We start from the raw sequence: 22419 nt of genomic DNA, 5'->3' as shown, positions 1-22419 counted from the left end.
TCCGTCAGTTGATCGTGGCCTGGAAGACCAGCGTGCGGGTGACGCCCGCCGCGATATCCGAAAGCGTGCCGGTGACGGTATTGCTCGCGAACGTGCCGCCCGCCGTACCGTCCGCATTGCAGGTGCTGCCGGTGACGGTGCCGTTCAGCTTGATCGAGCTGGTGACGTAGGTCACGTTCGTGGGCAGCGGATCGTTCACCGCAATATTGGTGGCCGTGGCGCTGCCGCTCGCATTGGCGACGGAGATGCAATACTCGATCGTCGCGCCGGGAATGGCCTTGGGATTGGTGCTGCCGCTGACCGGATCGCTGACCACGCGGCTGGTCTTCAGCACGGTAAGCGCGGCGGCACTGACCTTGTAATCGTCCTTGGCAGAGAAGGCACCGTCATTGGCCGCATCGGTCGCGCCCGCCGCGTCCGCCAGAACGGTGTCGACGCCGCTGGTGTTGGTGGTGCTGGTGGTGAGCGCCGCGCCCATCGAGTTCGCGGTGCCGCCCGCGCGCGCCGTGGCGGTGAGCACGACGGTGGCGATGTCGCCAGTCACTTGCGTGGCGGGGATGTCCATCACCACGAAGATCGTCTTGGCGCCATCGGCGGCCAGTTCGTCCAGATAGGTGACCTGCGTATCGGCGGCGGTGAACACGCCGTCGCCATTGTCGACGTAGATCTTGACGTTGGAACCGTCGAAATTGTCCGTGCCGCCCCAGGCCGCGCTGCCGCCCGATTGCTGCGCAGCAGTCAGTGCGAAATCGAGTGTGTCGTTCGACAGGTTGGTGACCTTGAAAGTCGAAACCGCCTGGACCTGACCCGGCGAGACGACCGTGGCCGAACTGCCGACTTCGGTGACGGTAACGTTGACCTTGCGGTCGACCGTGAACGTGTCCGACGCGGTCTTGGACGTCTGCGCGACGCCGCCGACCTGATAGCCGACCGTCACGGTGTTCTGGATGGTGGAGCCGGCCGTGGTCCCCGTGGCGAAGGCGGGGCTGGAGCCGAGCGCGACGAGCGCAAGCGAGCTCACCGCACCCAGCAGCGTGCTGGTGCGTGTCATGAACGAAGTTCCTTCAAGTATGATGGGCCGCGCCTACCCCCGCCCGCAGCCCGTGGCGGAAATCTGCCGGGTCAGCGGACCACGGCGTGATACTCCAGCGCGCCGGCGGCGCGGGGCGCGAGGTGCGCCAGCGTCCAGCGGATATGCGTAACGTCTTCAAGCTGCGCCGCGCGGCGTGTTCCCGCTGCGTCGGCGACGGTCAATTGTGCGAGCTTTCCGAAGGACTTGCCGCCATCCACCGAAACCTCGAAACCGCTGTCTTCGGCGGCAAGGCGGACGGGGGCGGGCAGCGGATTGGTGACGACGAAGTTGTCGACCGGCTTGTCGCCGTCGTTGCTGTAGCGCGTGGTGAACAACAGCCTGTCACCCGGGACGACCGTGGTCGGCGGGGCGAGCACGGTCTTCGTCGCGCCGTTTTCGGTTACGGCCTTTTCGACCTGAACGTCACCCTTCAGCGAGACCGGTTCAGCCGCCGAAGCAGTGCCGGCCAGCGAGAACCCGAGTGCGAGAGCAGCGACGGAGGAGAGGATGTTGCGGTTCATCGCTTTGGCGGGCCCTTATTGGATGGTGACGTTGAAAGTAACGGTATGCGTGCTGCCGGCGGCGGCGGTGCCGACCAGCACGTCGATGCCGCTGGCAGAGGCCTTGCCCGCGTCCGCATCGGCGGCGTCGCTGAGGGCGGCGGTGTCCAGTTTCAGCGTGCCGGCGGTGTAGGTGGTGCCGGTGGGGATCACGTCGGTCAGGCGCAGGTCGGTGATCGATCCGCTGCCGCCGATGGTGGCGACCAGCTTGTATGTCACTGTGGAGCCCGGAACCGGTTGGGTGCCGCCGAAGGGATCGGCGATGATGGCCGACTTGACGAGGCCAACCGTGGCGACGCTGGCGACCAGCGATCCATTGGCATTGGCGCTGGCGCCGGAGGCCCCGACCACCGCGTCGCCGCCGCCCTGACCCTTGCCGGCGTAAGTGGTGCCCGGCGTGCCGCTTCCGGTAACGGCGCTGGCGGCAAGGTTCACCTTGCTGGCCTGGGCATCGGTCATGGCCGAAGGGCCGGTGACGATGACGAAGAGCGTGAGCGACTTGTCCTGATCGACCGACGGCGTCGCGGTGCCGGAAGGCAGCACGGTATCCACCCCGGCATCGTAAACGCCGTTGCCGTTGCTGTCGTAGGCGATCGAGGTGACGGTCGCGGTGAACTGGTTGCCGGAAACCGTCGGGTTGGCGGTAAGGTTGAATGCCTCGGGCCCGTTGCCGGTATTGGTCAACTGATAGGTCAGCACCGCGCTGCCCGATGAGATCGACACCGGCGCGCTGTCCTTCGACACCAGCGTCACGTCCAGCAGTTCGTCAACCTTAACGGTCACCGTGTTCGAATCCACCGTGCGGGTGGCGGTGCCGGTGGTGAAGCTGGCCGAAGCGGTGTTCTGGATCAGCGTTCCCGCTGCAACATTTGCGGCATGGGCCTGCTGCGCGGCGAGTGCGGCCGCAAGGACGGCAAGGCTGGATACAATACGGGTTTGCGCGTAGGTCATGCCTATCGAGGTGAACCGGTCTGGTTAGCGAAACCTTTCCATTCGCCGGCCGTCATACCAAGGTATGCAATCGTTACTGGATCGAACATACTTTCGGATGTAAAGCACGATTTGGGGGCAGATTCTCGCGGTCTACGGGGCAGTTGCGCGAGAAGCGAATACTAGGGGGGCCTACTTGATTCGACATCTGATCATTGCCGACGACCACCCGATTTGCGTGTCGGCGTTAACCGCGGCTGTTCACGCAGTTGACAGTTCCATCCAGGTTCGCACGGCGGAAACGCTTGGCGAAATTCAGGATTTGCTGGCGACGGAAAGCTTCGACGCGCTGCTGCTGGATCTGGCGCTGAAGGACTGTCAGGGCCTTGCCAACCTTGCGGCAGTGCAGGCCGTCGCGCCGCGCCTGCCGGTGCTGGTGGTCAGCGGAAACGCGGCCTCCAACCTGCCGGCGAAGGCGGCGATGCTGGGTGCGCGGGGCTTCCTGAACAAGACCGCGCCGCTGGCGGAGATGAAATCAGCCATCGCCGTCATCCTGGAAGGCGGAACCTGGTTCCCGGCGCGCGAAGAGCAGGCGGAAAGCCTGACGGGGCGCCTCTCTCCGGCGCAGCTTCGCGTGATGGCGGAACTGGCGCAGGGCAAATCGAACAAGCTGATCGCCTACAGCCTTGGCCTTACCGAACCGACGATCAAGTCGCACCTTTCGGCGATCTATCGCGCGCTGGGCGTGCACAACCGTTCGCAGGCGCTGCTAACCTTGCGTCAGGGGGCTGACGAGGCGGCCTGAGGGCTCGTCTTCAGGCGGCAGCGGTCATTCGGGGAAACGGCGGGCGATCCAGTCGCCCGTTTCGCGCGCCGTGGCCACCAGCAGTGCGAGTGATGGCGCATCGGCGGGCAGGCCGCTTTCCGGCATGTCCATCTTTTCCAGCGTCTCCGCCGCGCGGGCAAGGCGGATGGCGGAAAGGTTGAACGCCGCGCCCTTCAGGCCATGGGCCAGCCGCCGCGCGCGTTCGGGTTCGCGCGCCGCGACCGCTGCGGCAATCGCCCAAGCCTCGTCCATCACCGTTGCCGCGAAGGCATGGAAGATCGGCACCAGCCGTTCGTCGCCCAGCATATCGAGCGATTGGGCCAATTCCGCTTCGTCGATAAGCGGCGCTTCGGCGGTCTCCAACATGATCGAACTCCAGCGCGACATGTCCGGCGGCTGCATTCGCGCGCCAGATCGTTCCATTTTGCGACACCATGTCATTCAGTTCGGCACTGTCGACCGGCACGGCGATGATAGCCGGGGAAAACCGCTCTGCAACCGGGAAGGCGCGGCCCGAAATCGCGGTACGGATCGGTCATGACGGGCATGGCTCGGTTTCTTTCGCGCAGCAGGGCGTCCGGTGGTTCGTATAGGGCCGGCTCGGGTGCCTCGCCAAGCGTCACGCTCGCGCGGATCGCGGCGCTGGCCGCGGCCTATGCGCTGGGCGGCGCCATCGGGCTCGATCTGGCGATTCCGCCCGGTTACGCGACGCTGGTCTGGCCGGCTTCGGGGATCGCGCTGGCCGGACTGTTGGCCTGGGGCCGGCGCTGCTGGCCGGGCGTCTGGCTCGGTTCGATGGCCATCAACCTCTGGCATCAGCTGGCAAGCGGCATGGGGGGCGGCGAATTCGGGCATATCTCGCCCGCGCTCTCCATTAGCACGGCGGCGATCGTGGGGCTTGGCGCCAGTCTTCAGGCCGGGCTCGGCGCCACGCTGCTGCGGCGCTGCTTCATGGCGGGCGTGGAACTGACCGCCATCCGGCGTACGGCGGCGTTTCTGGCCCTTGTCGTTTTCATACCCTGCGTGATCGCGGCGAGCACGGGCGTCACCGCGGTGTCGCTGGAAGGGCGGATCGATACGGCGCTGGCGCTGCGCAACTGGTGGACGTGGTATCTGGGTGACGTACTGGGCATTTTCGTCGTGCTGCCCATGTTGCTGTTCTCGGCCCGATCGCCCGTGCCGCTGCGCTGGCGAGGGCGGCCCATGCGCGGGGTGACCGCGATCGTGGCGATCTGTCTGGCGTTGTCCATCGGCATGACTTTCACGCTGTGGAAGCACAGTGCGGAACAGCAGTTCGCTCGCACCCACGCCAGCTTCTTCGCACTGACCAACGAAACGGAGCGAGCGCTGGATCGCCGTTTCGAAATCTATGCACAGGCGCTGGACGGCGCGGCAGGCGTGCTCACCGTCAATCCGGAGATGGATGAGCGGCGCTGGGCCAACTACGTTGCGGCTACCGGCATCAGGCGGCATCTGCCGGGCATGCGCGGCATCGGCACGATAGAGGCGGTATGGCCGGAAGATCTACCGCGATTGGCCGCCAACGCCGTGCGGGACAGTATGCCGCTGCCCACGGTTCCGCCGGGGAGTGCCCGTTCCGAACATTTCATGGTGACTCTGGTAGCGCCGCTGGAGCCGAACCGCAGGATCTATGGTCTCGATCTCGGTTTCGAGAAACACCGGCGGGAGGGGCTGGAACAGGCGCGCCGTACCGGCGAACTGACGATGACGGCGCCGGTGTCGCTGCTGCAGAACCGTCCGCCCTCGTCCGGCTTCCTGTTGATCCAGCCGCTCGGCCGATCTGCCCATGGCCATGACGGGGAAAAGAACGGCTTCCGCTGGGTCTATGCGCCGATCGGGGTGAACGAAATCTTCGCCGGCCTCACGTCGCGGCAGGGGCAGGACTTTGCGCTGGAAGTGTTCGACGGCGATCGCGCCGATCCCGCGCGCCTGCTCTACTCCGCCGGAGCGGAGGCCATAGACGGCGATCCGCTGTTCGTGCGATTGGCCAATGTCGATGTCGCCGGGCGGCATTGGACTCTGCGCTGGACCAGCCTGCCGCCGTTCGAGGATCGTACACTTTCGAACGAGCCGCTCAGCGTGCTGCTGGGCGGCGGCTTGGTAACGGTGCTGCTCGGCCTGCTGCTGGGCCACTTCGTCCGCCGCGAGGGGACGATCTCGCGGGAGGTGGACCGCGCCACCGGCGAAGTCGCCCGGGTTTCCGAACAGCGCCGGCTGGCGGTGGAAAACCTCAACGAAAGCAATCGCTTGTTGATGCTGGCGGAAGCGACATTCCATGTCGGCCATTGGCGGCTGGATTTCGCATCGAACAAGCTGCTGTGGTCGGAAGAATTGTTCCGCATCCACGGGGTGGAACGGGGCGAGACTCCCTCGGCTCAAGAGGTTCTGGGCTATTATGTGGAGGAGGATCGCCCGATCGTTGCCGGTGCGATCGCTGCCGCGCGTGAGCATGGCACCCCGTGCCGCTTCGCCGCCCGCATGCACCGCGCCGACGGGTCGCTGCGCCATGTGGAAGTGGTGGCGCATGTCGAACCGGACGATATGGGCCGTCCAGCCGGGCTGTTCGGCGTGCTGGCGGATCGGACTGAGGAATCCGTGCTGCGCAACGAATTGCTGCGCACGCGGGACGAGGCGCGCGCTGCCGCCGATGCGAAGACGGCGTTTCTGGCCAATATGAGCCATGACATCCGCACGCCGATGAACGCGGTGCTGGGCTTCGCCGAACTGCTGCACCGTGCGGAACTGCCGGTGGAGCAGCACCGGCAGGTGGAAGTGATCCTCGATTCCGGGCGCAACATGATGAGCCTACTGAACGACATCCTGGACCTGTCGAAGATCGACGCCGGCCGTCTGGAACTGGTGGAGCGCAATTTCGATGTTCGCGATCTGCTGGCCGGATCTGTCGAGATGTTCCGCCAGACGGCCGCGGACAAGGGCATCGCGCTGCAACTCACGCTGGATCCGGCGGTGCCGCAATGGATCCGGGGGGACAAGCTGCGCCTGCGCCAGATTCTGGACAATCTGCTGAGCAACGCGCTGAAATTCACCGAAGCCGGCACGGTCACACTGGCGGTGCGGGTGGAGCGGGAAAGCGGCGCGCGGCGGCTGCTGATGGCGGTCAGCGATACCGGCATCGGCATCGCGTCCGACCGGCAGCAGCGCATCTTCGACGGTTTCACTCAGGCCGATTCCACTATCCACGAGCGCTTCGGCGGTACCGGCCTGGGCCTTGCGATCTGCGCGCGGCTGGCGGCATTGATGGGCGGTGCGGTCACGGTGGAATCTGTTTCGGGGGAGGGTGCCACGTTCGCTTTGCGCCTGCCGCTGCGGATGGGCTTCGGCGAATCCGGCACGGAAGAGGCGGAGGGCGAGGAACTGGAACTGGCCGGACGCGTGCTGGTGGCGGAGGATAATCAGGTCAACCGCATGGTCGCGGCCGCCATGCTGGACCGACTGGGCGTACCCCACGACTTTGCCGAGGACGGCGAGGAAGCGGTGGCCCGGATCATGGCTGCGCGGGGTGAGGGCGATCCCTATGCGCTGGTGTTCATGGACATCCAGATGCCGCGCATGGGCGGCCACGAAGCGGCGCGCGCCTTGCGGGAGGCGGGCATCGGCGCGGACGAACTGCCGATCGTGGGCCTTTCGGCCAACGCCTTTCCGGAGGATACCGTGGCCGCACTGGCCGCCGGGATGCAGGCGCACCTCACCAAGCCACTGCAACTGGAGGCACTGGCCGGCGTGCTGCGCGAATTCGCGGGTGAAGTTCTGCGCACCGCGTCCTGACGGCCGGCATCATTGATGAGCAGCGCTCATGGCTGCTTGCCGATTGTCCCGACTTATCGCCATGCCCCATGGCGCCTAGATTTGCCGCGTTCCCGGGGCCTGCCCCGGGTGCATCACGTGAAAGGATTTCGCATGAAGACGCGCAAACTCGGCAGCATCGGGCCGGAAGTTTCGGCCATCGGTTTCGGCTGCATGGGGCTGGATTTCGGATACGGGACCAAGGTTCGCAAGGAAGACGGCGTGGCGCTGATCCGCGCCGCCGTCGATCGCGGCGTCACCTTCTTCGACACTGCCGAAGTCTACGGCCCCTACACCAACGAGGAAATGGTGGGCGAAGCGCTGCGCCCGCTGCGCGACCGGGTGGTGATCGCCACCAAGTTCGGTTTCAACATCGTCGATGGCGAGATGCAGGGGCTAAACAGCAGGCCGGAGCAGATCCGCGCGGTTGCCGATGCTTCGCTCAAGCGGCTGGGCATCGATGTGATCGACGTGTTCTACCAGCACCGTGTCGATCCCGAGGTGCCGATCGAGGACGTGGCGGGCGCCGTGAAGGATCTGATCGATGCCGGCAAGGTGCGCTGGTTCGGCATGTCCGAACCGGGGGCCGAAACGGTGCGCCGCGCCCATGCGGTGCAGCCGGTGGCGATGCTGCAGAACGAATATTCGATGTGGACGCGCGGGCCAGAAACCAACGGGATTCTGGATACGTGCGAGGAACTGGGCATCGGCCTCGTACCCTATTCGCCGCTGGGCAAGGGGTTCCTGACCGGGGCGATGTCTGCCTCCACCCAATTGGCCGAAGGCGATTTCCGCGCTCTCCTGCCGCGCTTCACGCCCGAGGCGATGGAGAAGAACCAGGCGCTGGTGGACCTGCTGAAGCGCGTTGGTGAGGCCAAGGGCGCGACGCCGGCCCAGATCGCGCTGGCCTGGCTGCTTTCGCGCAAGCCCTGGATCGTGCCGATCCCCGGCACCACCAAGCTGCACCGGATGGAAGAGAACGTCGGCGCCGCCGATGTAGAGCTTTCGGCGGATGAACTGGCAGAGCTTCAGGTGGCCGCCGATGCCATCGTCGTCGAAGGCGATCGCTATCCGCCTGCACTGATGGCCACCGTCGGCCGCTGATCCGTCCTGCTTTCTCAGCCGCCGCGATAGCGCAGCGCGTCCACCAGCAGGCGGAACGCTGCGGAAGACTGGCGGCGGCTGGGATAATAAAGGTGGTAGCCGGGGAAGGGCTGGCACCAGTCCTCCAGCATCGGCACCAGTTGCCCGGCGTCCACATAGGGCCGGGCATAGGATTCCATCATGAAGGCAATGCCCACGCCGTCAAGCGCGGCTTTCATGATCATCGGCATCGAATTGAAGGTCAATTGCCCATCCACCCGCACATTAAGCGCGCGGCCGTCCCGTTCGAACTCCCAGGCGTAGAGATTGCCGCGCGTGCGGAAACGCAGGTTGATGCACTGGTGGCCGGAAAGGTCATGCGGCGTCTCCGGCATCCCGCGCTGCGCGATGTATTCGGGCGCGGCATAGGGCACCAGCCGCATCTCCGGCCCGATGCACACCGCGATCATGTCTCGCGCGACGGATTCGCCAAGCCGGATGCCGGCGTCGAACCGATCGGCAACGATATCGGCCAGCCCGGAATCGACGCTGACTTCCACGTTGATCTCGGGATAGCGTTCCAGAAAGGGCTTGAGCGAGGGCCAGAGCAGTTCGTGCGCCGCATGCTCGGTGGTGGTCAGCCGAATTGTGCCGGCAGGCCGTTCGCGCAATTCGCTGATCGTGGTCAGGCTTTGGTCGATCTCGGTAAAGGCCGGGCGCAGGCTGGCCAGCAGTCGCTCGCCCGCCTCGGTAGGCGCGACGCTGCGCGTGGTGCGGGCCAAGAGGCGCACGCCAAGGCGGGCTTCCAACCGGCGGATCGTGTGGCTCAGCGCCGACTGTGACGTGCCCAGTTTGGCGGCGGCGCGGGTGAAGCTGCCTTCGTCGGCCACGGCGATGAAGGCGATCAGGTCGGCCATGTGTTCGCGTTGCATTCATGAAGCCCTATCATGATTGCATTGAGATTTCCTCCCGTTTTCGTTTGGCCTGCGCGACCCTATAAAGACAATGCTGCATTGCGGCACTTCTCTCCCCCGCGTTATCTCCCTCCAAGGAAATTCCATGAAGACAATCGGCTATGCCGCCCAGTCTCCCGAGACTCCGCTTGCCCCCTACGAATTCGATCGCCGCGATCTGCGTGCGAACGATGTTGCCATCGAGATCCTCTACTGCGGCGTCTGCCATTCGGACCTGCACACCGCCCGCAACGATTGGGGCGGCAGCGTCTATCCGATCGTACCCGGCCATGAGATCGTCGGCCGCGTTACCGCCGTCGGCCCCGAAGTCAGCCGCCACGCGGTAGGCGATACCGTCGCCATCGGCTGCCTTGTCGACAGCTGCGGCCACTGCGACCAGTGCGAGCGCGATCACGAAAACTACTGCCGCAACGGCTGGGTGGGCACCTACAACGGCCGCGATAAGGTAACCGGCGAGGTCACCCAGGGCGGTTACTCGCGCGATATCGTCGTGCGCGAGGAATTCGTGCTGACCATGCCCAAGGGGCTGGACGTGGCCAAGGCCGCGCCGCTGCTCTGCGCCGGCATCACTACCTATTCGCCGCTGCGCGAATGGAACGTGGGCGAAGGCAGCCGCGTGGGCGTGATCGGCCTTGGCGGGTTGGGCCACATGGCGGTGAAGCTGGCCGCCGCAATGGGCGCCGACGTTACCGTGTTCAGCCGCTCGCCCGGCAAGGAGAAGGACGCTCTGGAACTCGGCGCCGCACGCGTGCTGATCTCCAGCGATGAAGAGGCGATGAAGGCGGCTGCCAGCAGCTTCGACTTCATCATCGATACGGTGCCGGTGAAGCACGACCTGAACCCCTACCTGCCGCTGCTGGACGTGGACGGCAGCCTGGTACTGGTCGGCCAGATCGGCCCGGTGGATGAGCCGATCACCACGCCGCTGGTCTTCGGCCGCCGCCGCATCGCCGGTTCGCTGATCGGCGGCATTGCCGAAACGCAGGAGATGCTCGATTTCTGTGCGGAAAAGAACATCCTGCCGGAAGTGGAGATGATCCGCATGGACGAGATCAACCATGCCTACGAACGCATGGAAAAGTCCGACGTGCATTACCGCTTCGTGATCGACATGAGCACGCTCTGAGCGTTCTTCAGCGATGATCGCGAATGGCCGGCGCAGCGATGCGCCGGCCATTTTCGTTGGCTCAACTGATACACGTTGCAACAATTATTCCCGGCCTTTCGCCTTGACCTGAAAGGCAAAACGGGGACATCTTCGCGCCTCCCCCGAAGGACTGATGGAGTCCCGCGAACTTGCGAGCCGCAATCGTCCGAAGCCTTCCGCTTCCGCTGGCCTTCTGTTTTCTCGCCGGATGTGCGGTGGGGCCGAACTATGCCCCCAAGAGCGCAGCCGAACTGGGCGTGCCCGATCAATGGTCGGTCACCGCTGCCCCGGCGACGGCGGACCTGACGCGCTGGTGGCAGACGTTCGACGATCCGGTGCTGACCCAGCTTGTGGATCAGGCCGCGGCGTCCAACCTCGATCTGGCGCAGGCGCAGGCGCGGCTGCGGCAGGCGCGTGAATCGCTGGTGATCAGCCGCGCGGCGCTGTTCCCTTCGGTCTCCGCATCGGGCAGCATCAACCGGACGGAGCCGCTGAAAGGCGGCGGAACGACGCTGACCCAGCCGGACGGCACCGTGGTCGTGGCCGGCAGCGGCGGCAGCACCAGCTTTTCCATGGGCGCGGACGCCAGCTACCAGCTCGATCTGTTCGGCGGCAATCGCCGGCAGGTGGAAGCCAGCAAGGCGCAGTTCGAAGGATCCGGCTTCGATTACGCCACCACGCTGCTCTCGGTGGAGAGCGAAGTGGCGCGCAACTACATTCTGGTGCGCGGCTATCAGGCCCAGCTGGACAATGCGCGCGCCAGCCTGTCCATTCAGGACGAGAACCTGCAGATCGCGCGCTGGCGCGTGATGGCGGGCCTCGTCTCTTCGCTCGATGAGCAGCAGGCCCGCGCCAGCCGCGCGCAGACGGCGGCGACGATCCCGCAGTATGAGCAGCAATATGCGGCTGCCGTCGCGCGGATCGGCGTCTTGACCGGGCAGGCGCCCGGCGCGCTGCGCTCGCTGCTTGAGGCACCGCAACCGATTCCCGAAGGCCCACGCGATCTGAGTGCGGGCATTCCCGCCAATGTCCTGCGCCAGCGGCCCGATGTGCGCTCGGCAGAGCGGAACCTTGCCGCCACCACCGCGCAGATCGGCGTCGCCAAGGCGCAGCTCTACCCACAGTTCAACATCTCGGCCTCGATCGATACCAATGCCGCCAGCGTCGGCGGATTGTTCGAAACGATCACCGGCGGCCTGTTCGGCGGGATCAGTCAGGCGATCTTCAACGCCGGGCGTCTCAACGCACAGGTCCGATCCAGCCGTGCGGCGGCTGACGGGGCGTTCGCGGCCTACAAGTCCTCCGTGCTGACCGCGTTGGAGGATGTGGAGAACGCCGTCGTCGCACTTCAGAGCGCCGAGGCGCGAGAGACGCAATTCGCAGAAGCGCTGGATGCGTCGAACAATTCCGCGCTGCTGGCCCGGATGCAGTACCGATCCGGCCTGACCGACTTTACGACGCTGAATACGCAGGAAGCGGCGCTGGTTTCTGCGCGCAACGGGCTGGTTCAGGCCCATGCCGACCGGGCGACCGCGGTGATCTCGCTCTACAACGCGCTGGGCGGCGGCTGGGATCCGACCGCCGACTATACCGCGCTTGCCAAAAAGCCAGAGGGAACGAACTGAGCATGGCCGACCGGAGCCTCGACGAATTCCTCGGCGCGGACAAGCGCCCGATCTGGCAGCGCAAGTGGGTCGCGTGGGCGGCGCTGGCGCTGGTGATCGTGCTGACGCTGGTGATCTCGCAATGCTTCGGCGGTGGTGAGAAGGCCAGCTATGCCACCACTAAGGCGGAGAAGGGCAAACTTGTCACCACGGTGTCCGCCACGGGCAAGCTGGCGCCGACCAATCAGGTGACGGTGGGCTCCCAGCTTTCCGGCCTTGTGGTCAAGGTGCTGGTCGACGTGAACGACCGGGTGGAGAAAGGGCAGGTTCTGGCCGAAATCGATCCCGAACAGATCGAGGACCAGATCCGCCAGTACACCGCGCAGATGAACGCCAATCAGGCGCAAGTTGCGCAGGCAAAGGCGACGCTGGCGGAATCGCAGGCGCAATTGGCCCGGCTTGAGGAAGTGGCGCGGCTTTCGGGCGGCAAGGTGCCGTCGAAGACCGAGCTGCAGACCGGCCGCGCCGACGTGCAGCGTGCGCAGGCGGCGGTGAAGACGGCGGAGGCAAATGTCGAGGCGGCCCGCGCGACTTTGGCGCAGAGCCAGACGCAGCGTTCGCGTGCAATGATCGTCTCGCCAGTGTCCGGCGTGGTGCTCGCGCGCGAAGTCGATCCTGGCCAGACCGTGGCATCTTCGTTCAACACGCCGACGCTCTTCGTAATTGCCGAGGATCTCAGCAAGATGAAGCTGGAAGTCGCCATCGACGAGGCGGATGTGGGCACGGTGAAGCAGGGGCAGGCTGCGAACTTCACGGTCGATGCCTTCCCCGGCCAGACATTCCCGGCGAAGATCACCCGCGTGGAGATCGGTTCGAACCAGACGGTGTCTTCGGCGACGTCTTCCAGTTCATCGACGACGACCAGCACCAGCGGGCAAGTGGTGTCCTACGCGGCCGACCTTTCGGTCGCCAACGAGGACTTGCGTCTGCGTCCCGGCATGACCGCGACGGCGGAGATCGTGACTTCGGACAAGAGTGACGTGTTGCTGATCCCCAACGCCGCGCTGTCCTATGCGCCTGATTCCGGCGGCACGGCCAAGAAGTCCGGAGGCGGCGTTACGTCCGCGATCGGGTTCCGTCCGCCCCGGCGCGGCGGTCAGGCCACGACCAAGAGCGCGACGCTGGAACGCGGATCGCGCCGCACGATCTACGTGCTGGGCGCGGATGGCAAGCCGCAGGCGATCGAGATCGTGACCGGATCGACCAATGGCCAGCAGACCGAAGTGACCGGCGGCGACCTGAAGCCGGGAATGCAGGTCATCACCGGCCAGCTCGCCTCGGCCGGAAGCTGAGGCCGGAACGATGGCCGAAATCGGGCCGATCATCTCCCTGCGCGGGATCACCAAGGTGTTCGGCACCGGAGAGACCGCGTTCCGCGCGCTGAAGGGCGTGGATCTGGACATTGCGGGCGGCGATTTCGTGGCCATCATGGGGCCTTCCGGCTCCGGCAAGTCGACGATGATGAACATCCTCGGCTGTCTGGATGTCGCCAGCGGGGGGCAATACCTGTTCCACGGCCACCATGTGGAAACGCTGGATCGCGATCAGCGCGCATTGCTGCGGCGCAAGCATTTGGGCTTCGTGTTTCAGGGCTTTAACCTGCTGGCGCGGACGTCCGCGCTGGAGAACGTGGAGCTTCCGCTGCTCTATCGCGGCGATGCCAAGCACGACCGCCGCCGGATGGCGCTGGAAGCGCTGGACCGGGTCGGCCTTGCCGATTGGGCAGGCCACACGCCGGGCGAGCTTTCCGGCGGACAGCAGCAGCGCGTGGCGATTGCGCGTGCCATCGTCACCAATCCCGAAGTGCTGCTGGCGGACGAGCCGACCGGCAACCTGGACAGTCAGCGTTCGGTTGAGATCATGGAGTTCCTCACCACGCTCAACCGCGATTCCGCGATCACTGTCCTGATGGTGACGCACGAGCCGGACATGGCCGAATATGCGCGGCGGATCGTCCACTTCAAGGACGGGCTGATCGACCGGATCGATCAAGGCAATGCCGCGGCAAACGGGGCCGAGAGCGGAGTGACGGGCTGATGCTGGGCACGATCTTCCTTCTCGCCCTGCGTTCCATTCGCCGCCATGTGCTGCGTTCGTTGCTGACGATGCTGGGCATCGTCATCGGCGTGGCGGCCGTGGTCTCCATGGTGACGCTGGGTAAGGCGACGACGGCTGCGGTGACGCAGCAGATCGCCGCACTGGGCACCAATATCCTGCAGGTGCGCCCCGGACAGGGCTTCGGCCGCGGCGGCGGCGGGGCCACGCCGCGCGATTTCGAACTTTCCGACATTATCGCCATCCGCCAGCAGGTGGGCGGGGTGACCGCGGTGGCGCCATCGGTTTCCTCCAGCGCGACGGCGATCTACGAAGGCGCCAACTGGTCCACCACGATCAACGGCACCACGTCGGACTACTTCAAGATCCAGCCCTGGCCGCTCAAGGAAGGGCGCCTGTTCTCGGAGGATGAGGAAACCGCCGGCAAGGCCGTCTGCATCATCGGTTCCACCGTGTCGAAGAACCTGTTCGGCAATGCCGATCCGGTGGGCAAGCGGTTCCGCATGGGCGACGTCAGCTGCGATGTCATCGCGCTGCTCAGCACCAAGGGGCAGGCCGGTTTCGGCGGCGATCAGGACGATACCGTGATCATGCCGCTGAAGACGGTGCAGCGGCGGTTTCTGGGCACGACCACGATCCGCACCATCCTTGTCGGCGTGGATGACGATTATTCCAGCGAGCAGGTGCAGTCCACGCTGACCAACCTGCTGCGCGAACGCCGCCGGATCACGGCCGGCAAGGAAGATGATTTCAACATCTTCGACACCAAGCAGATTTCCGACACGCTGACGCAGACCACCTCGATGCTGACCAGCATCGTTGCGGCGGTGGCGGCGATCAGCCTTGTGGTGGGCGGGATCGGCATCATGAACATCATGCTCGTCTCGGTAACGGAGCGCACGCGCGAGATCGGCATCCGCCTCGCCATCGGCGCGGTGGCGAGCGAGGTGCTGCTGCAGTTCCTGGTGGAGGCCATCGTGCTGTCCTGCCTTGGCGGGCTGATCGGACTGGTGCTGGCGCAACTGGTGGTGGCGGTGGCGGTGCCATTGATGAGCGTGCCGTGGATATTCGATCCCGGCGTCAACATCGGCGCTTTTCTGGTTTCGGCGGCGATCGGCGTGATCTTCGGCTATTTCCCGGCCCGCCGCGCGGCGAGCCTCAACCCCATCGATGCGCTTCGTCACGAATAGGCCTAGCGAAGGAGGCGGTATATGCGCGGACTGATCGTGGGCATGGCGAACGACCAGTCGCTGGCATGGGGCTGCGCAGAGGCGTTGCGCGCGGCCGGGGCCGAACTGGCGATCACCTATCAGAACGAGAAGGCGCGCCGCTTCGTAGAGCCGCTGGCGCAGGAACTGGAGGCGCCGATCTTCCTCCCGCTCGACGTTACCGATCCGGAGCAGACCGCCGCGCTCTTCGCGGAAATCGCGCAGCGTTGGGGCGGGTTGGACTTCCTGCTCCACTCCATCGCTTTCGCGCCCAAGGAGGACCTGCATGGCCGGGTGGTGGACAGTTCGGCGGAAGGCTTCTGCATGGCCATGGACGTGTCCTGCCACTCGCTGATCCGCCTTGCACGCCATGCGGAGCCGCTGATGCGGGAGGGCGGTTCGATCCTGACGATGAGCTTCTACGGCTCCGAAAAAGTCGTGCCGGGTTACGGGCTGATGGGCCCGGTCAAGGCCGCGCTGGAATCCAGCGTGCGCTATCTGGCGGAGGAACTGGGCGCGCAAGGCATCCGCGTGAACGCGCTTTCCACGGGGCCGGTGCGCACCCGCGCCGCCTCCGGCCTTTCGCATCTGGACGAACTGATCCGCCTTGCCTCGGACAAGGCGCCGCTGCACCAGTTGGTGACGATTGAGCAGATCGGCCACATGGCGGCCTTCCTGCTCGGCCCCAAGGCCCGGTTCGTCACCGGGCAGACCATCTATGTGGACAGCGGTTATAACGCAGTCGGCGGGTAGGCTGTTTCGGCGGGAGAATTTGGTGCGATGAAATCCTCGATACTGGTCGCCACAGATCTGAGCGCCCGCAGCGACCGCGCCGTGGATCGCGCTTTCGAACTGGGCCGCGATCTGGGCATGGCGGTGGAGGTCATCCACGTCCGCAAGGCCGAAGGGCACGATGGCATGCCCGAACTGGCACTCAAGAACCGCGTGCGCGAGACATTGCCGGAAGGCAGCGAAGGGGCCGAAGTGCTGATCCCCGAAGGCTCGCCGCCGGGCACGATCGCCGCTGTCGCCAAAGATCGCGGCGCGGCGCTGATCGTTGCCGGAGTGGCGCGGTTCAACCAGATTTCGGACTATTTTCTGGGCACCGCCGTCGATTACCTGATCCGCCATGCCGAAGTGCCGGTGCTGGTGGTCAAGCAGCGTCCGCGCCGCCTCTATCGCCGCATTCTGGTGCCCACCGACTTCTCTCCGGCCTCAAAGGCCGCGATCGTGGCGGCGGCGCGGCTGTTTCCCGAGGCCGCGATCCGCGTGGTTCACGTCTTCCATGTCGGTTTCGAAGGCTGGGGCGTGGCCGATCATGTGCGCGAGGAAACGCTGGCACGGGCCGAGGGCGGCATGGCGGAATTCCTGGCCGCTTCCGAATTCGCCGAAGTGGCGCCGGGCCGCATCGAAAGCACACTCGCCAGCGGCGAGCCGGAAAGCGCGGTGGGGCAGGCGATAGACGATTGGGATGCCGATCTTGTCGTACTGGGCACGCAGGGCGGCGGCGGCTTGCGCCGGGTCACCGGGGGCAGCCGGGCATCCTCGCTGCTCTCGTGGATCAGGCCGGACACGCTGATGGTGCGCCTGCCGGATTGAGGTCCTAATTCAATTCCTCGAACCAGCCGAGTTTGCGCATCAGCGCCTTCTCGCCCTCCAGCAGGAAGAACAGCGCGACGCCCATGGCAATCAGGGCCGCGCCGTCGCGGATCGAGACCGGCGTGGTATCGAATATCTCCTGCATCGGCGGTGCGTACGTGAAGGCCAGTTGTGCAATTACAGCGCAAGCGATGGCGATCAGCACCACGCGCGTTCCGTGGATGCCTTCCAGCGAGAGCGAGCGCATGTGCATGTAGCGCACGTTGAACAGGTAGGCGATCTGGGCGATCACCAGCATGTTCACCACCGTGGTCCGGGCGGTCTGGACGGAATCGCCCAGCCGCTGTGCACCGAAGAACACGCAGAGTACGGCAGCGGCAAATACGGTCGAAACCAGCACTACGCGCCAGAGCAGGAAGCTGGAAAGCAGCGATGCGTCGCGGCTGCGGGGCGGGCGCTCCATGATCCCCGGCTCGGCCGGTTCGAAAGCCAGCACCAGCCCCAGCGTCACGGTGGTGACCAGGTTGATCCACAGGATTTGCGTGGCCGTCATCGGCAGGGTGAAGCCGGCCAGAATGCCCAGCACCACCGCGATGGCGACGCCGCCGTTGGTGGGCAGGGTCCAGGCGATCACCTTGCGAATGTTGTCATAGACGGTGCGCCCTTCGCGCACGGCGGCGACGATGGAGGCGAAGTTGTCGTCCAACAGCACCATCTCCGCCGCTTCCCGCGCGGCCTGCGTGCCGGTGAGGCCCATGGCAGTGCCGACGTCGGCCTGCTTCAGCGAAGGCGCATCGTTCACGCCGTCGCCGGTCATGGCGACGATCGCCCCACGCGATTGCTGGGCGCGCACGATGCGCAGCTTGTGTTCGGGGCTGGCGCGGGCGAAGACGGCGATGTGGGGCACGGCGTCCGCCAGGTCCTCGTCGCTCATGCTCTCCACTTGCGCACCGGTCAGGGCCTGGGGATCGTCCGCCAGATCGAGCTGGCGGGCGATGGCCAGCGCGGTTCCCGCATGATCGCCGGTGATCATCTTCACCGCGATCCCGGCGGAGCGACATTCCGCGATGGCCAGCCGCGCTTCTTCGCGCGGGGGATCGATGAAGCCCATCAGGCCCAGCATCGTCGCGCCTTGCAGCAGGGAGAAGTCCAGCCGCTCGGTGCCTTCGGGCAATTCGCGCAGGGCGAAGCCCAGAACCCGCTCTCCCTCGTTGGCGGCGCGGGCGATGGCTATGTCCCAGGCCTCGGCTTCCTGTGCGCTGCCGCCCAATGCCAGCACCGCTTCGGGAGCGCCTTTCACGAAGGCGCAAGTGCGCCCGGCGCTGTTCCGGCACAGCGTGGCCATCAGCCGATAGCTGGCGTCGAAGGGAATCTCGTCGATCCGGCGCCATTCGCGGCGCAGTCCGTCATCGTCGATCCCCGCCTTGCGGGCGAGTGCGATCAGTGCGCCTTCCATGGGATCGCCGGTGACGGTCCAACTGCCATCGACGAGCCGCAGGTGCGCATCGTTGCAAAGCGCGCCGCATTGCACGATGTCGGCGGCGACATCGGCCTTTCCATCGGGTGAGGAGATAGCGCCTTCGGGCAGATAGCCGCTACCCTCCACCCTCAGTTCCTGCCGTCCCGCGAAGATCCGCGTCACCATCATCTCGTTGCGGGTCAGTGTGCCGGTCTTGTCGGTACAGATCACCGAAGTGGCGCCCAGCGTCTCCACGGCGGGCAGCTTGCGGATCACCGCCTTGCGGGCTGCCATGCGCTGCACGCCGATGGCCAGCGTGATGGTGATGACCGCCGGCAAGCCTTCCGGAATCGCGCCGACAGCCAGTGCGACGACCGCGATCAGTGCATCCACCCAATCGAATTCGCGGATCTGCACGGCGAAGGCGAACAGGGCGATGCTGGCCAGAAGGATTGCCAGTGTCAGCCGGTTGCCGAACCGGTCGATCTGGTGCAGCAGCGGCGTGACCAGTTCGGGCACCGCCCGGAGGAGGGTGCTGATACGCCCGATTTCCGTGCGCGATCCAGTGGCGACCACCGCCCCGGTCGCCTGCCCCCGCGCGACCAGAGTGCCTGAATAGGCCATCGCCGTACGATCGGCGAGCGGGGCTGCGGCCTCGACAGGGGCTTCGCTTTTTTCGGCAGCCACGGATTCGCCGGTCAGCGCCGCTTCCTCCACAGCCAGCCCGCGCACGCGGATCAGGCGCAAGTCCGCCGGCACGCGGTCCCCCGCATCGAGCATAACCAGATCGCCGGGCACCAGCGTTGCCGCGTCCACGTTTTCGCGGATGCCTTCGCGCACCACATGGGCATTGTCGGAAATCAGGCTTTCCATGCCGCTAAGCGCCTTTTCGGCGCGGCCCTCCTGAACGAAGCCGACGGCCGCGTTGACCACCACCACGGCCACGATGACCAGCGCATCTACCGCGTGCTGCAACAGCAAGGCTGCTATCGCAGCGGCCAGCAGAAAATAGATCAGCGCATTGTTGAACTGGGAAAGGAAGCGCAGCACCGGATTTCGCCCGCGCGAAGAGGGCAGCGAATTGGCGCCGAAGGTGGCAAGGCGGCTGGCGGCCTCCGCTTCGCTCAGGCCATCCGTGCCGGTGTCCAGCGCGGCGAGCACGTCGCCGGTATCGAGGGAATGCCAGTCGCGAAGCGTGTCAGTCTGCATCGAACCTCCCCGGGGGCGGAAGCGGTAGCCGAACGCCTGTCAGTCAGGCCTAATCGCATGAAATTTCTGGCATCGGACTGTGACGAAGGCAAGATAACGCTGCGTTCGTCGGCAAGGCAGAGCAGTGGCTGAACGGATACAGCGCTGTCCGCGGAACTGAAATGCGATCAATCGGTTGTCGCGATCCAGACAAGATGGGTGGGAACCAGGTGAAAATGCGCAGTATCGATTGACGATTGCAAGTTCAAAGCGCAGTCTGCCCGCCGCATATACTCTCTCAGTTCGATGTTCTTTCGTATTTCAGGACTTTCGGTGCGCCCGGGGTGGTCTTGGTCGGCCGGATGATGTCAGGAGGTAGGCATGGGCTGGATTATCGCGTTGATCGTGGGCGGCGTTGCCGGCTGGCTTGCCAGCCTTGTCATGAACCGTGACGCTTCGATGGGCATCATCTGGAACATCGTCGTCGGCTGCGTGGGTTCGGTGATCGGCAATTTCATCGCCGGCTTCTTCGGTATGGGCGGTACGGTTCAGCGGTTCTCGATAACCGGACTGATCATCGCCTTCATCGGCGCGGTCGTGCTGCTGGGCATCGTCAATCTGATCCAGCGCGGCAACGTGCGCTGACTAAACGCGCGGCCAGTACCAGGGGCAATTTGCAGAGGACCGGATGAAGTCAGGAATGGGTTGGGCGCTGGGCGCGTCAATGGTGTTGGCCGCAACGTGCTGGACGAATACTGGCTTCGCGCAAGGCGCCAAGGCAACCTCGCCCGCGGAATTCGCGCGGCGGATCGATGGCCTGAAGCCCGGTGAATGGGTATGGGCGCCCACTGTCTCGCCCAGCGGGCCGGTGCTGGTCTACGTCGATCTTTCGAAGCAGATCGCACTGGTCTACCGCAATGGCGTGCGCATCGCGGCCACCACCGTGTCCAGCGGGAAGGACGGGCATGAAACGCCCACCGGCGTGTTCACCATCCTGCAGAAGGATGCGCAGCACCGGTCCAGCAAATACAACAATGCCGCCATGCCCTATCAGCAGCGGCTGACGTGGGACGGCGTGGCGCTCCATGCCGGCGGGCTTCCGGGCTATCCCGAAAGCCATGGCTGCGTGCACCTGCCTTATGGCTTTGCGCGCGAACTATTCACGATCACCAAGCTGGGCGTCACCGTGGTGGTGGAGGGCGATGCCGCCACCCACATGCGCACCAGCGAAAACAGCCTGCTGACCCCGTTCGACAATCGCGGTCGCCCTACGGAGCACAAGCCGCTGTCGGACGGCCAGCAATATCGCTGGCAGCCCGAACTGCAGGCGCAGGGCCCATTGTCGATCATCGTCTCCAAGCTTGACCAGCGCGTGGTGGTGCTGCGCGGCGGCACCGAAATCGGCCGCAGCATTGCCGACATCGACGACAAGGATCATGGCAGCCACGTCATCACTTTGGTCAGCCGCAACGGCAAGCCGGAATGGGTCTATGTCGGCCTGCCGGGCCATGCGGAGGACGATGGGCATGCGGTGGACGAGGCCGTGCTCAATCGCCTGCGCCTGCCGCGCGGGTTCTATGACAAGGTGAAGGCGGCCATTCAGCCTGGGGCGACGATCCTCGTCACCGATTCGCGCGTCGGTTCCGGTCCTCTGGAACACTTGACGGTGATCGACGCGGTGCAGCCCACTCTCTGATCGTCCCACCCGCAGCACATATCGTCGACGGCAGCCCAGATGGGGGCCGACAGCGGGGCTTTGGTTTGTCAGGTCAGGTGCTGCTCCTTTGGAAATCTCCATTACTTCAGGAGAACTTGCGTGAAGATCGCCGTTTTCAGCACGCGCCCCTACGATCGTGAATTCCTGGATCTGGCCAATGAGCAGGCCGGCGGACGGCATCGCTTTTCGTGGTACGAATCCCGTCTGAACGCCACCACCGCCAATCTCGCGCGCGATCACGATTGCGTCTGTGCCTTCGTGAACGACCATCTGGGGCGGGAGGAACTGGAAATCCTGGCCGGGCAGGGCACGCGCCTGATCGCGCTGCGCAGCGCCGGCTTCAACAACGTCGATCTGGAGGCGGCGCGCGATCTGGGGCTGCAGATCGGCCGCGTGCCGGCCTATTCGCCCGACGCCATCGCCGAACATGCGGTGGCCCTGATCCTGTGCCTCAACCGCAAGATCCACAAGGCCTATGCCCGCGTGCGCGAAGGCAATTTCGCGCTGGAAGGCCTGCTGGGCTTCGATCTGAAGGGCAAGGTGGCAGGCGTGATCGGCACCGGCAAGATCGGGATCAACGTGGCGCGCATCCTCAAAGGCTTCGGGTGCGAGGTGCTGGCCAGCGATCCGTTCGAAACCCCGGAACTGACGGCGATCGGTGGTCGCTACGTTTCGGTGGAGGATCTGATGGCTTCGTGCGACATCATCACCTTGCACTGCCCGCTCACCCCCGAAACGCGCCATCTGATCGACCGCGCGGCGATCGGCCGGATGAAGCACGGGGTGATGCTGATCAACACCAGCCGCGGCGCGGTGATGGATGCTCGCGCGGTGATCTCCGGCCTGAAGAGCGGGCGGATCGGTTACGTCGGGCTGGACGTCTATGAGGAAGAGGAGGACCTGTTCTTCGAGGACTTGTCCGAACAGGTGATCCGCGACGACGTCTTCGTACGCCTGATGACTTTTCCCAATGTGCTCATCACCGGCCATCAGGGCTTCTTCACGCGGGAGGCGATGTCCGCCATCGCCGGCACCACCATCGCCAACGTCAGCGCTTTCGAGGATGACGGCGTACCGCTCTACCCGGTCCAGGTCGAACGTCGGGGCTGACC

19 protein-coding genes are annotated in these 22419 nt (G+C 65.3%); 13 read left to right on the top strand and 6 right to left on the bottom strand.

Annotation, left to right across the window (positions count from 1 at the left end; translation table 11 throughout):
- Positions 1 to 4: 4 nt before the first annotated feature.
- The 3 genes from ACZ1JC_RS21290 to ACZ1JC_RS21280 all read right to left on the bottom strand — a co-directional run bounded on the left by ACZ1JC_RS21290 (position 5) and on the right by ACZ1JC_RS21280 (position 2583).
- The gene (locus tag ACZ1JC_RS21290; protein ID WP_465138268.1) at positions 5 to 1051 is read right to left on the bottom strand and encodes a hypothetical protein; all 1047 of its coding nucleotides are present in this window, start codon (positions 1049 to 1051) and stop codon (positions 5 to 7) included.
- A gap of 71 nt (positions 1052 to 1122) precedes the next feature.
- Positions 1123 to 1593 carry a hypothetical protein gene (locus ACZ1JC_RS21285; protein WP_465138269.1) on the bottom strand — a complete coding sequence of 157 codons (471 nt, stop codon included), beginning with the start codon at positions 1591 to 1593 and terminating at the stop codon, positions 1123 to 1125.
- Positions 1594 to 1608: 15 nt separating this feature from the next.
- A complete protein-coding gene (locus ACZ1JC_RS21280; RefSeq protein WP_465138270.1) occupies positions 1609 to 2583 on the bottom strand; it encodes a hypothetical protein in 975 nt (324 codons plus the stop codon).
- 175 nt (positions 2584 to 2758) lie between these two features.
- Here ACZ1JC_RS21280 and ACZ1JC_RS21275 point away from each other — a divergent pair, with 175 nt between their 5' ends.
- Positions 2759 to 3367 (top strand): helix-turn-helix transcriptional regulator, encoded by a 609-nt coding sequence (locus ACZ1JC_RS21275; protein WP_465138271.1) that lies wholly within the window; start codon positions 2759 to 2761, stop codon positions 3365 to 3367.
- Positions 3368 to 3391: 24 nt separating this feature from the next.
- Here the strand turns inward: ACZ1JC_RS21275 and ACZ1JC_RS21270 are convergent, their stop codons facing one another.
- A complete protein-coding gene (locus ACZ1JC_RS21270; RefSeq protein ID WP_465138272.1) occupies positions 3392 to 3754 on the bottom strand; it encodes an Hpt domain-containing protein in 363 nt (120 codons plus the stop codon).
- 171 nt (positions 3755 to 3925) lie between these two features.
- Between ACZ1JC_RS21270 and ACZ1JC_RS21265 the strand changes: the two genes are divergently transcribed.
- Complete coding sequence (locus ACZ1JC_RS21265; protein ID WP_465138273.1) at positions 3926 to 7195, top strand: CHASE domain-containing protein; 3270 nt, start codon at positions 3926 to 3928, stop codon at positions 7193 to 7195.
- A 132-nt stretch (positions 7196 to 7327) separates the two neighbouring features.
- Positions 7328 to 8317: an aldo/keto reductase gene (locus ACZ1JC_RS21260; protein ID WP_465138274.1), complete on the top strand. Its 990-nt coding sequence runs from the start codon at positions 7328 to 7330 to the stop codon at positions 8315 to 8317.
- 14 nt (positions 8318 to 8331) lie between these two features.
- Here ACZ1JC_RS21260 and ACZ1JC_RS21255 read toward each other — a convergent pair whose 3' ends face one another.
- Entirely contained in the window at positions 8332 to 9228 is an 897-nt protein-coding gene (locus ACZ1JC_RS21255) for a LysR family transcriptional regulator (RefSeq protein ID WP_465138275.1), read from the bottom strand.
- Between the two features lie 127 nt (positions 9229 to 9355).
- Between ACZ1JC_RS21255 and ACZ1JC_RS21250 the strand changes: the two genes are divergently transcribed.
- The 7 genes from ACZ1JC_RS21250 (at position 9356) to ACZ1JC_RS21220 (ending at position 16943) form a co-directional block, all read left to right on the top strand.
- Positions 9356 to 10396, top strand: coding sequence for an NAD(P)-dependent alcohol dehydrogenase (locus tag ACZ1JC_RS21250; RefSeq protein ID WP_465138276.1), 1041 nt, complete (start codon positions 9356 to 9358; stop codon positions 10394 to 10396).
- 170 nt (positions 10397 to 10566) lie between these two features.
- On the top strand, positions 10567 to 12042 hold the full coding sequence (locus ACZ1JC_RS21245) for an efflux transporter outer membrane subunit (RefSeq protein WP_465148460.1): 1476 nt from the start codon (positions 10567 to 10569) through the stop codon (positions 12040 to 12042).
- Between the two features lie 2 nt (positions 12043 to 12044).
- Positions 12045 to 13373, top strand: a complete 1329-nt coding sequence (locus ACZ1JC_RS21240) for an efflux RND transporter periplasmic adaptor subunit (protein ID WP_465138278.1) — start codon at positions 12045 to 12047, stop codon at positions 13371 to 13373.
- A gap of 10 nt (positions 13374 to 13383) precedes the next feature.
- The gene (locus ACZ1JC_RS21235; RefSeq protein ID WP_465138279.1) at positions 13384 to 14118 is read left to right on the top strand and encodes an ABC transporter ATP-binding protein; all 735 of its coding nucleotides are present in this window, start codon (positions 13384 to 13386) and stop codon (positions 14116 to 14118) included.
- Positions 14118 to 15326 carry an ABC transporter permease gene (locus ACZ1JC_RS21230; RefSeq protein WP_465138280.1) on the top strand — a complete coding sequence of 403 codons (1209 nt, stop codon included), beginning with the start codon at positions 14118 to 14120 and terminating at the stop codon, positions 15324 to 15326. Before ACZ1JC_RS21235 ends, ACZ1JC_RS21230 begins: the two co-directional genes overlap by 1 nt.
- Positions 15327 to 15347: 21 nt before the next feature.
- Positions 15348 to 16097: an enoyl-ACP reductase FabI gene (fabI, locus tag ACZ1JC_RS21225; RefSeq protein WP_465138281.1), complete on the top strand. Its 750-nt coding sequence runs from the start codon at positions 15348 to 15350 to the stop codon at positions 16095 to 16097.
- 27 nt (positions 16098 to 16124) lie between these two features.
- Positions 16125 to 16943 carry a universal stress protein gene (locus ACZ1JC_RS21220; protein ID WP_465138282.1) on the top strand — a complete coding sequence of 273 codons (819 nt, stop codon included), beginning with the start codon at positions 16125 to 16127 and terminating at the stop codon, positions 16941 to 16943.
- Between the two features lie 4 nt (positions 16944 to 16947).
- On the opposite strand, the gene ACZ1JC_RS21215 is transcribed toward ACZ1JC_RS21220, so the two are convergent.
- Positions 16948 to 19611: an HAD-IC family P-type ATPase gene (locus ACZ1JC_RS21215; protein ID WP_465138283.1), complete on the bottom strand. Its 2664-nt coding sequence runs from the start codon at positions 19609 to 19611 to the stop codon at positions 16948 to 16950.
- A 360-nt stretch (positions 19612 to 19971) separates the two neighbouring features.
- On the opposite strand from ACZ1JC_RS21215, the gene ACZ1JC_RS21210 reads away from it, so the two are divergent.
- The 3 genes from ACZ1JC_RS21210 to ACZ1JC_RS21200 all read left to right on the top strand — a co-directional run bounded on the left by ACZ1JC_RS21210 (position 19972) and on the right by ACZ1JC_RS21200 (position 22417).
- Entirely contained in the window at positions 19972 to 20235 is a 264-nt protein-coding gene (locus ACZ1JC_RS21210) for a GlsB/YeaQ/YmgE family stress response membrane protein (RefSeq protein ID WP_465138284.1), read from the top strand.
- 79 nt (positions 20236 to 20314) lie between these two features.
- A complete protein-coding gene (locus tag ACZ1JC_RS21205; protein WP_465138524.1) occupies positions 20315 to 21286 on the top strand; it encodes a L,D-transpeptidase family protein in 972 nt (323 codons plus the stop codon).
- A gap of 120 nt (positions 21287 to 21406) precedes the next feature.
- Positions 21407 to 22417: a 2-hydroxyacid dehydrogenase gene (locus ACZ1JC_RS21200; RefSeq protein WP_465138285.1), complete on the top strand. Its 1011-nt coding sequence runs from the start codon at positions 21407 to 21409 to the stop codon at positions 22415 to 22417.
- Positions 22418 to 22419 lie beyond the last annotated feature (2 nt).

This window comes from Sphingomonas sp. BL-S-28, from assembly GCF_055521515.1.
Note: the sequence above shows the minus strand (reverse complement) of the source record. Positions and strands in the feature narration are given on the sequence as shown.